Source organism: Candidatus Dadabacteria bacterium (assembly GCA_026708565.1).
In the GTDB taxonomy this organism is placed as follows: domain Bacteria; phylum Desulfobacterota_D; class UBA1144; order Nemesobacterales; family Mycalebacteriaceae; genus Mycalebacterium.
The window spans coordinates 1-9,866 of record JAPOUR010000046.1 but is presented as its reverse complement, the minus strand read 5'-3'; the positions used below and the strand labels follow the sequence as shown (position 1 = coordinate 9,866).

14 protein-coding genes are annotated in these 9,866 nt (G+C 56.8%); 1 reads left to right on the top strand and 13 read right to left on the bottom strand.

Annotated elements, in window-relative coordinates; translation table 11 throughout:
* Positions 1-156 precede the first annotated feature (156 nt).
* From argF to OXF42_05865, 12 genes are all read right to left on the bottom strand, one after another.
* Complete coding sequence (gene argF / locus OXF42_05920; protein ID MCY4047621.1) at positions 157-1,083, bottom strand: ornithine carbamoyltransferase; 927 nt, start codon at positions 1,081-1,083, stop codon at positions 157-159.
* On the bottom strand, positions 1,080-2,267 hold the full coding sequence (locus OXF42_05915) for an aspartate aminotransferase family protein (GenBank protein ID MCY4047620.1): 1,188 nt from the start codon (positions 2,265-2,267) through the stop codon (positions 1,080-1,082). Before OXF42_05915 ends, argF begins: the two co-directional genes overlap by 4 nt.
* Positions 2,264-3,133 carry an acetylglutamate kinase gene (gene argB, locus OXF42_05910; protein ID MCY4047619.1) on the bottom strand — a complete coding sequence of 290 codons (870 nt, stop codon included), beginning with the start codon at positions 3,131-3,133 and terminating at the stop codon, positions 2,264-2,266. Before argB ends, OXF42_05915 begins: the two co-directional genes overlap by 4 nt.
* A gap of 55 nt (positions 3,134-3,188) precedes the next feature.
* On the bottom strand, positions 3,189-4,562 hold the full coding sequence (gene hslU, locus OXF42_05905) for an ATP-dependent protease ATPase subunit HslU (protein MCY4047618.1): 1,374 nt from the start codon (positions 4,560-4,562) through the stop codon (positions 3,189-3,191).
* On the bottom strand, positions 4,559-4,756 hold the full coding sequence (locus OXF42_05900) for a type II toxin-antitoxin system HicA family toxin (protein MCY4047617.1): 198 nt from the start codon (positions 4,754-4,756) through the stop codon (positions 4,559-4,561). The genes hslU and OXF42_05900 overlap by 4 nt, the downstream gene beginning before the upstream one ends.
* Positions 4,753-4,965, bottom strand: a complete 213-nt coding sequence (locus tag OXF42_05895; GenBank protein MCY4047616.1) for a type II toxin-antitoxin system HicB family antitoxin — start codon at positions 4,963-4,965, stop codon at positions 4,753-4,755. The genes OXF42_05900 and OXF42_05895 overlap by 4 nt, the downstream gene beginning before the upstream one ends.
* 31 nt (positions 4,966-4,996) lie before the next feature.
* Positions 4,997-5,542: an ATP-dependent protease subunit HslV gene (hslV, locus tag OXF42_05890; protein MCY4047615.1), complete on the bottom strand. Its 546-nt coding sequence runs from the start codon at positions 5,540-5,542 to the stop codon at positions 4,997-4,999.
* Complete coding sequence (locus OXF42_05885; GenBank protein ID MCY4047614.1) at positions 5,539-6,453, bottom strand: tyrosine recombinase XerC; 915 nt, start codon at positions 6,451-6,453, stop codon at positions 5,539-5,541. The genes hslV and OXF42_05885 overlap by 4 nt, the downstream gene beginning before the upstream one ends.
* Positions 6,454-6,466: 13 nt before the next feature.
* Positions 6,467-7,468, bottom strand: coding sequence for an NlpC/P60 family protein (locus OXF42_05880; GenBank protein MCY4047613.1), 1,002 nt, complete (start codon positions 7,466-7,468; stop codon positions 6,467-6,469).
* A 103-nt stretch (positions 7,469-7,571) separates the two neighbouring features.
* The gene (locus OXF42_05875; GenBank protein MCY4047612.1) at positions 7,572-7,982 is read right to left on the bottom strand and encodes a M67 family metallopeptidase; all 411 of its coding nucleotides are present in this window, start codon (positions 7,980-7,982) and stop codon (positions 7,572-7,574) included.
* Entirely contained in the window at positions 7,976-8,899 is a 924-nt protein-coding gene (locus OXF42_05870; protein MCY4047611.1) for a cysteine synthase family protein, read from the bottom strand. Before OXF42_05870 ends, OXF42_05875 begins: the two co-directional genes overlap by 7 nt.
* 1 nt (position 8,900) lies before the next feature.
* Complete coding sequence (locus OXF42_05865; protein MCY4047610.1) at positions 8,901-9,134, bottom strand: sulfurtransferase TusA family protein; 234 nt, start codon at positions 9,132-9,134, stop codon at positions 8,901-8,903.
* A 186-nt stretch (positions 9,135-9,320) separates the two neighbouring features.
* On the opposite strand from OXF42_05865, the gene OXF42_05860 reads away from it, so the two are divergent.
* On the top strand, positions 9,321-9,584 hold the full coding sequence (locus OXF42_05860; GenBank protein ID MCY4047609.1) for a hypothetical protein: 264 nt from the start codon (positions 9,321-9,323) through the stop codon (positions 9,582-9,584).
* 30 nt (positions 9,585-9,614) lie between these two features.
* Here the strand turns inward: OXF42_05860 and OXF42_05855 are convergent.
* The coding region (locus OXF42_05855; protein ID MCY4047608.1) for an ankyrin repeat domain-containing protein at positions 9,615-9,866 on the bottom strand (252 nt) is incomplete at its 5' end.

Below are 9,866 nucleotides of genomic sequence, written 5' to 3'. Positions count from 1 at the left end.
GTCGGCGTCTTCCGCCCAAAGCCCCGCGACAAGCGCAAAAATTGCCGTAACGGAAAGACATCGCAGTAAAAGTGAAGAAATCAAGCCCTCTCTCCCGAAGTCGCCGGACACAAGGCGCGGCAAATGATTTTATCGGCGTTTGAGCGCCCGTGTCAATCAGCCTTCCTTCCACCTGAGGAAAAACTCCAAAACCGATTTTGCGGTGTGCAGCTTGTTTTTCGCCTGCTCAAAGGCGACGCATCTTTCACTCCGCATAACCTCGTCCGTGATTTCCTCCCCCCTGTGGGCGGGAAGGCAGTGCATAACTATCGCGTCCGCCGGAGCGGCGGACAGCAGGTCGGCGTTGACCTGATAGGGCTCAAACAGTTTCCTCAACTCCGCGCCCCCTTCCCGCCCCATGCTTACCCACACATCGGTGTAAACAACATCCGCGTCCCTCACCGCCTCCGCCGGGTCGTCCGTTATCGTTATGTGCGCCGCCCTGCCGTTGCTCATGCCGCTCCTGTTGAGGACGGCGCGGTCGGGCTCTCTGCCCGGAGGCGAGGCGACGGCAATGTCAAAACCCATGACCGATGAAAGCCCCACGAGGGAGTTCGCCACATTGTTGCCGTCTCCTATGTAGGCGAGTTTGAAGTCGCTCAAATCTATGTCGTGGGACGCGATGGTGAACATGTCCGCAAGGGCCTGAGTGGGATGCTCCAGATCGCTCAGGGCGTTTATCACGGGAACCGCCGAGTGCTCGGCAAACTCCTCAAGACGCTCCTGCCCGTGTGTTCTCATGACGATAATGTCAAGGTATGAGGAAAGCACTTTTGCCGTGTCTTCAAGGGTCTCGCCCCTGTTTGTCTGCATGCTCGCGGAATCCATTAAAACCGGATGCGCGCCCAGCAGGGCGGCGGCGGCCTCAAAGGAAACCCTTGTGCGCGTGGACGGCTTTTCAAAGAAAATCCCCACGGCCTTCCCCTCAAGAGACTTGCCTATCCCCCCCGCCGCGCTCATCTCCCTGTGCTCCGCAGAGCGTGCCATCATGCGCTCAACATCGCCTTTGGAAACGTCAAATATGCTCAGAAAGTTTTCACTCACTTGCCTGCAACCTCCCCGGCCGCCTCTCTTATAATTGAGACGGCCAAGTTTACCTGCTCCCCGGAAACCGTGAGCGGCGGAAGCAGCCTCATAACGTTTCCGGCGGTAAGTATGGTAAGCAATCCCTTTTCGGCGCACAGGTCAACCGCCGCCTTCGCCGCCGTGTCCGAGGAAAACTCAACGCCCGCCATAAGCCCCACTCCCCGCGCCTCCCGCACGCCCGCAACGGCGCCGAGCCCCTCCAGAAGCTGACTTCCCCTGACTGCGGCGTTCTCCGCCAGCGAAGAGCCCGATATCTCCTCAATAACCGCCGCCGCGCACGCGCTCGCAAGCGGCCCGCCGCCGAAAGTGCTCCCGTGGGAGCCGGGCGTGAAATACGAGCCGGCCTCCCCGGTTGCAAGAACGGCGCCGCACGGCACGCCCCCGCCAAGCCCCTTTGCAATCGCGGCAATGTCCGGCGTTATGCCGCAATGCTCATGGGCGAGGAACTTTCCGGTTCTGCCCATCCCGGTCTGAATTTCATCAAGCACAAGCAGCGCCCCCTCCCGCGAGCATACTTCGCGCATGGCGGAAAGATACCCCTTCGGCGGAATAACCACCCCGTTCTCGCCCTGTATGGGCTCAACCATAAACGCGCACGCCCCGTGCTCCCGAACGGCGCGCTCCGCCGCCGCCGCATCGCCGTAGGGAACAAAAACAAACCCTTCGGGAAGCGGGCCAAAGCCCCGGCGGTATGCCTCCCCGCTTGTCGCGCCGAGAGCGCCCAGAGTTCTCCCGTGAAAAGCCCCCTCCGCGCAGACCACGGTTGTTGAACGCCCCGCCTCTCCGGCGCGTTTGCGCGACAGTTTGATTGCCCCCTCGCACGCCTCCGCTCCGCTGTTGCAGAAAAAGACCCTGTCCGCAAAACTGTGCCGGGTGAGAAGTTCCGCAAGACGCGCTTGCGGCTTCGTGTAAAAAAGGTTTGAGGTGTGAATCAACTCCCTGGCCTGCTCTTTGATTGCGCCGACAAGCGCAGGGTGGCAGTGGCCGAGGACGCTGACGGCAATGCCCGAAGTAAAGTCCAGATACTTTTTGCCCCCGGTGTCCCAAAGCCATGCGCCCTCGCCCCTGGCCGCCGCAATACGGAAACGCCGGTATGTGTTCATGCAGTTCGCGTCTGTGGCGCGTATCACTTCATCGCTCACTGTTTTATCTCCGTTCCGACCCCCGCATCGGTGAATATCTCAAGCAGTATGGCGTGCTCGGCGCGGCCGTCCACTATGTGCGCCTTCCGCACCCCCTCTTCAACGGCGTCCATGCAGCACTTTGCCTTGGGAAGCATTCCCGCCGATATGATTCCGTTTTTGATGAGCCGCTCCGCCTGTTTGAAGGTGAGGGATGAGAGCAGTTTCCCGTCCCCGTCCATTACGCCCCTTACGTCCGTAAGCATGATGAGTTTTTCCGCTTTGAGGGCGGAGGCGACTTTGCCCGCCGCATGGTCGGCGTTGATGTTGTAAACTCCCCCCCGCCCGTCCGTGCCCACGGGGGCGACCACCGGAACACAGCCGTCCCGCTCGTAAAGGCGCAACAGTTTTGTGTTGACCCTGCTTATCTCCCCCACCATTCCGAGGTCGGCGTCCGGGGCGATTTTGACCTCGTTTGCCCGCGCTATGGCGTGGACGTCCGCCTTGGAGGCGATGAGCGTTGAGGAATCGGTTCCGGCAATTCCCGCCGCTTTTGCGCCGTGCCTCTTTATGGCTGCCACGATGGTTTTGTTGACCTTGCCGGTCAGCACGGAGGCGACGGTGCGCATGGTTTTCTCATCCGTCACGCGGAGTCCGGCGATGAAGTCCGAAGCGATGCCCTCCCTCTCAAGGGCGGCGGCGATTTGCCTGCCCCCTCCGTGAACCACCACGGGGTTCATGCCCACGAATTTCAGCAGCGCAATGTCGCGCGCGAACCCTTCAAGGGCGGCGTCAACTATGCTGCCGCCGTATTTGACGACTATGTTTTTGCCGTAAAACTTCTTTATGTATGGAAACGCTTCGGCGAGGGTTTTTGCTTTGTCCATTTAAGTCCTTTCCGAGGGCAACAATATACATAAAATCGCGCCGCCCGCAGACCGTTCAAAGTATGTAACTGCTCAAGTCCCTGTTTGCGGCGATGCCGGAGACCTTGTCCTTCACATAGTCCGCGGTTATCTCAATTTTGCTTTCCGAGATGTCGGGAGCCCGGAACGATATGTCATCCAGAATGGTCTCAAGGATGGTGTGCAGCCTTCGCGCCCCGATGTTTTCGGACGACATGTTGACCTCCATTGCGGTCTCGGCTATTCGCTCTATGGCGTCCTTTTTGAACACGAGTTTAATGTCTTCGGTTTCCAGTAGCGCGACATACTGTTTGGTAAGCGCGTTTCTGGTCTCGGTAAGGATTTTGACCATCTCGTCCTTGCCCAGCGCCTCAAGTTCAACCCGGACGGGAAACCGCCCTTGAATCTCCGGTATCAGGTCGGACGGTTTTGACACATGAAACGCCCCTGCCCCGATGAACATTATGTGGTCTGTTTTCACCATTCCGTGTTTTGTGTTGACGTTTGAGCCCTCTATTATCGGCAGAAGGTCTCTCTGAACCCCTTCCCGCGAGACATCGGGACCGGAGTTTGATTTGCCGCCCGCTATCTTGTCTATTTCGTCAATGAATATGATTCCGGTGTTTTCCACCCTCTCAACGGCGAGTTTGACCACCTTGTCCATATCCACCAGTTTCTGGGACTCCTCCCTGATGAGGATTTCCATCGCGGCGGGCACTTCAACCTTTTTCTTCTTGGTCTGTTTGGGCATCAGGTTGCCGAGTATTTCCGGCAGGTTCAGGTCTATTTCGTCCACGCCCTGAGTTCCCAGAACCTGAAACGGCATTGCCGTTGCGGTTATTTCAACCTCAACCGTTCTGTCGTCCAGTTTGCCCCGCCGCAGAAGGTTTCTCAGTTTTTCTCTGGTCTTCTTTTCAGACTCTGCTTTTGAGGCGGCTGTTTCCGCGTCCGCCTCTCCGCCCCCGCTTTCACCGGCGGAAGAGGGAACGGGGGGAAGGAGAAGGTCAAGCATTCTCTCTTCGGCGATTTCCTCCGCCTTTGCGCGAACGGCGGCGGCCTCTTCGCCGGAAACCATGTTGACCGCTATGTCGGTCAAGTCCCTTATCATGGACTCAACGTCCCGCCCCATGTAGCCGACCTCGGTGAACTTTGACGCCTCAACCTTGATAAACGGCGCCTGGGAGAGTTTGGCAAGCCGCCGCGCGATCTCGGTTTTTCCCACCCCCGTGGGCCCTATCATGAGGATGTTTTTGGGAACGATTTCGTCTCTCATCTCAGGTTTGACCTGCTGCCGCCGCCATCTGTTTCTGAGGGCGATGGAGACGGAGCGTTTGGCTTTTTCCTGCCCGATGATGTATTTGTCAAGTTCGGAAACGATTTCCCTCGGTGTGAAAAAAGAGTCGTCTTTCATTGTGTCTCCTGAGGCGGGATTATACCCAACTGCTTTTTTATATCCCTGCAAATCCCGTTATCAAGTTCAGTATGTCTCGGAACGGAGGTTCTTTTATCAGTTGCGGGGTTGAGGTATATGTCGTGCTTGGAACCGTGCCTTTTCAACACACAACCCGCAGACTTAAGTTCACGGATAAACTGAGACCGTTTCAATCGGGGCGCACTTCCATTTCCACCGACTCAATCTTCTCTTTCGGAAGATCATCCTCGTAGGATTCCATCATCAATTCGTATGCGTCCCGAATGTTTTCTTTCAGGTCATCAAGGGTTTTGCCCTGACTGATTACTCCGGGGACTTCGCGCAGGGAACCGACATACCATTTGTCGGTCATGTAGTAGTCAAGTGTAAAAGTTTTTGCCACGGCTCTGATTATATACCGGAATTACGGAGGCTCAAACCGTCTCAATCCGTATCTCTTCATTTGTATAAATACAAATACCGGCGGTTATCAAAAGCGATTCGCGGACAATTTCATCCGCTTTAAGCCCCGAAAACTCCGCCAGCGCGCGCGCCGCCGCCTTCGCGTAAGACCCCCCCGACCCTATGGCAATTATGCCGTCATCCGGCTCAAGTATGTCTCCGCCGCCGGAGATTATGAACATGTTCTCCCTGTCCGCCACCGCAAGAAGCGCCTCCAGTCTCCGCAAAATTCTGTCCGTTCTCCATTCCTTGCCGAGTTCAACGGCGGCGCGTTTCAGGTTTCCGCTTGATTCCTCAAGTTTCGCCTCAAACTTTTCAAAAAGGTTTATCGCGTCCGCCGTTGAACCCGCAAACCCCGCGCAAACCTTGCCGCCGCCTATCTTGCGCAACTTGTTGGCGGTGTGCTTTACCGACACATCGCCGAGCGTAACCTGCCCGTCTCCGCCCATGGCGGTAAGGCCGTCCCGGCGGACGCAAAGTATGGTTGTTCCGTGAAAAGTCGCCGCGCTGTCCGTCATCTCCTTGCCCTCGGATGAGTATTGTCATATATGTCCATCAACTGTTCAACCGATATGTGCGTATATTTTTGCGTTGAAGACAAACTTGAATGCCCCAGCATCATCTGTATGGCGCGAAGTTTGTCCCTCTTTTCATCGCCGCCGTCCGAGGCGAGCAAGTGCGTGGCAAAACTGTGCCTGAGCGTGTGGGGGGAAATGTTTTTGCTTATACCCGCCATGCGGGCGTAATGTTTGACGATTCTCGCAACACTCCTTGCGGTTATGCCCGTCCGCTTTGAGCCCACAAACAGCCGCGCGGTCAGCGGTTTCATCGCGGCGCGCGCGGGAAGGTAGCGGGAAACCGCCTCCGCCGCCCGCGAGCCGAAAGGAACCATCCTCTCCTTTGCGCCCTTGCCCATCACCCTCACAAGCGTCTGCTCAAGGTCAACATCCCCCACGTCCAGCGACACAAGCTCCCCCACCCTGAGCCCCGATGAATAAGCGAGTTCAAGCATCGCGCCGTCCCTGAGGGCGGCCGCCCCCTCCCCCTCGCCCGCAACTTTGAGCAACGCCGTCACCTCGTCCACGGAGAGAAAAGACGGCAGCGGCCTCTCCGCTTTGGGAGCGGGCGCGCTTTTCGCCGGATTGCCTCCGGTTACCCCCTCCGTGTTGAGAAACCTGAAAAACGACCGCACGGCGGCCATCTTTCGCGCCGTTGTTGTTTTTGAGCCGCGGGCAAACCTGTCCGCCACATAGCGGTTGATGTCCCTTATGTCCATCCGGGGCGGACTCATGCCGTTTTTCACAACAAAGTCCGCAAACTGCCCTATGTCCGTCATGTAGGCGCGGACGGTGGCGGGGGAAAGATTTCTCTCATACTCAATGTGACGCCGGAAACGGCGCGCGAGGGAGTCAATCTCTTTTTTGTCCATACGCCTTCAGCCGTCAATCTTCGGAGGCAACCGCGAACGGGTCGTTGATGAAAATCCTCTTCGCCCCGATGTAGGTTTTTGTATAAAAGTCCTGACCGAGGGGCGAGACAACCACTTTTCCGCTCGCGGAAGATGCGTGTATAAACCTGCCGCCGCCCACATATATGCCAATGTGCGAAGGGAACGGCCTGTCGGTTTCAAAGAATACAAGGTCTCCTTTCTGAAGACGGTTTTTCGCCACCCAGAGCCCTTCCGCATGCTTGTGCATCAACCTGACAGTCCGGGGCAGGTTCACGCCGAAATACGAAAAAACCTTTTTTACGTAAGCCGAGCAGTCTATGCCGGTTGAGGTTGAGTTGCCCCCGTATTTGTAGGGAGAGCCCAGATAGGCGCGCGCCGTCTCCACAATGCTTTCACGCGTGCGCTCGGAGTAGGAATAGTTGAGAGTGTCAATCAGGGCATGCTCGCCCGGCTCTCTCCAGAGCGGGTTTGAGGCGTTCATCTTATCTATGTCCCTCACGTCCATGCCGAAGGCGCGCGCTATCTCTTCCGGCGTGTCGTCCGCGCCAACCTCAAACACGACAAACCTTGCTTCCGAGGCGGAGCCCGTAACGGCTATCTTCTGAGCCTCATAGAGGATTTCCCCGCTCATGCGGTTCAGTTTTCTGAGGCGGGAAACGGTCGTTCCGTAGTCTCCGGCTATGGATGAAAGCGACTCACCCTTTTGGACGGTGTGGAGAAAAGCAACGGCGCTCCGCTCAAGCGGAACGGCGAGAATGTTGCCGGGGTGTATGATGCCGCCGAGGGTCGGGTTGGCGTTTTTGATTTCCTCAAAACTCACACCGAAGCGGCGGGCGATTAGAGAAAGCGAGTCACCCCGCCGTATGCCGTAGGTAAAAACAAATGTGTCGGCGGGCGCGGCGGTTTGCGGCGCGGTTTCCTCCGGCGAAAACTTATAGGCCGCCCCTGCGGCAAAAACGGCAAGCACAACAATCAGCGCAACAAGTCTTTTCATAACAAACACCTCTCAAACTTTTGCGCCGGAAGGGTGGCGCGGGGCGATTATAACAAAAAGCCGCCCGTTAAATAAAGGAGATTTCCGTAAAACAAAGGGAATTTCAGGAAAAAACGGAAAAATCCGCCTTTTCAAACCGTCCGGTTTGCTCATTCAGATACCAGAGAGTCGCCTCTTTGAACACGCCCTTTTCCACCGACATTATCAGGTATCCCCACCCGCTCCACGCCCTCTGTCTGTCTGTCTCGGAGGGGCGGGCGGGATGGTCGGGGTGGGAGTGGTATATCCCCACTATGCCGAGCCCTTTTTCCCTTGCCGCGGAATCCGCCTCATTGAAGGAGGCGGGGTCAAGTTCGTATCTGTCGTGAGCCCTTTCCGTGTTGAGGTTCTCACACTCCATGCTTTCCTCCACACGCGCGCCCCCGCCCGCCATAACGCCGCAAACCTCGGCGGGATAGCCCCTTTCCGCGTGAGATTTCATCGCCTCAAAGGCGCTTTTTGATATTTCTACCACCACAATTTTTCGCTCAGGTAACGCATGCCGCTGTCGGGAAGCACCGTTACTATAACCCCGCTTTCAAGGGTTTGCGCCTTCCCGACAGCGGCGCAAACAGCCGCCCCGCCCGAATGTCCGACAAAAAGGCCCTCCCTCCTCACCATGGACTCCATCATCGCATAGGCATCTTCGGTGGAGACAAAAACGGTTTCATCAAAACCGGCGGGGTCGTATATGCCCGGCACTATTGAGGTCTCCATGTGCTTTAGTCCCTCAAGGCCGTGAATGGCTTCGGCGGGCTGGGCGGCAAATGTCCGTATCCGGGGGTTCAGTTCCTTCAACCGGCGGGAAACGCCCATAATTGTCCCGCTTGTTCCCGCGCCCGCTATGAAATGTGTAACGCGCCCGCCCGTCTGCTCCCATATTTCGGGGCCTGTGGTCTCGTAGTGGGCGAGCGGGTTGAGCGGGTTGTTGTATTGGTCCGGCATGAAGTATTTGCCGGAATCCCGCTCCTTGAGTTTGCGCGCGAGGAGGATAGCCCCGTCCGAGCCCTCAATGGGGTCGGAATAAACTATGCCCGCGCCGAACGCCTCAATGGTTTTTTTCCTTTCGGCGTTGATGTTTTCCGGCGCGACTATGGTTACCGGAATACCGAGCGCCGCCCCTATCATCGCGTAGGCTATCGCGGTGTTGCCGGACGAGGAATCCATTATGGAGCGTCCGCCTTTCAATTCGCCGTTTCGGACGGCTTCTGAAACCATTTTGCGGGCGGCGCGGTCTTTTACCGACCCTCCCGGATTCAGCCACTCGGCTTTGGCGTAAATCTCAACATCCGGCGGAATGTCCGCTATCTTTTCCAGTTTCAGCAGGGGGGTGTCGCCTATAAGGTCAACGACAGAACCGCCGCTCACATATCCGGTTGCGGGCTCGCTCATGTCAGCCGCGCTCTATCAGAACGGTGTAGAACGACTCTTCCTTTCTCACTTCCAGAACCTTGTGCCCCTCGCGCTCAATCGTGCCGGGCAGGTTTTCAACGGGCTCGCCCCCCCGGACGCGAACCTCAAGAACGCCGCCGGGCTTCATGCCTTTCAGTTTGAGACGGGTTTTGACCGAGGTCATCGGGCAGACCTCGTCCGTTATGTCTATGAAATGGTCGGCTTTGCTTGGCATGGCTACCGGTTTCAAAAGTATCATAAAGGAGGAAAGAGGCAAAGAGGGGGGCGGCGGGGGTTCTCCCCCGTCATTCCGTGCGGCGACACGGAATCCAGAAGGGGTGGGGAAGGGTTGCATCTTTGTTTTCGGGATGTTGTTGTATACGCTATGCAGTGTAGTGGGTGCAACGGTTGGAGGGGTAATGTGATTAAGGAAGAGTTTAGGAAATGGCTTGTGAAAGAAGGCTATAAGCGCAAGGTGGCAGGCAATTATGTGTCAGGAATAAAACATTTGTCACAGGACTTGGGTGAAGACATTTTCCAGATAAAGGGGCTGGAAAGGGTTGGCAAAATCAGTAGGCGCTACGGCTTGGATGGTCCAAAAAAGGATGTAGGCGACTGGGTTCATGGCACGGCCAGAGCCTCAATTATTCAATACGAGAAGTTTGTCGAAGAACGGTTCGGTTAGCCCCGTTGGTTAAAGAGCAAACGGTTGCCGTTAGGGACGGAGCAAGTTTGAGATTCGCCAAAAGTCAGGATGGTCTTTCCGGTATTCTTGCCACGCATCAAAAGCCGTCCCGCCGTAATCATCCCTTGCCCGTTTATCCGCCCCCGCCTTCAGCAACTCGCGTATTGCTTCGGTTTGCCCTTCCCGCGCCGCCCATATCAGAGCCGTATTGCCGAGGAGATTATCCCTTGCCTCAATATTCGCCCCTGCTTTCAGCAACTCCCGGATTGCTTCGGTGTGACC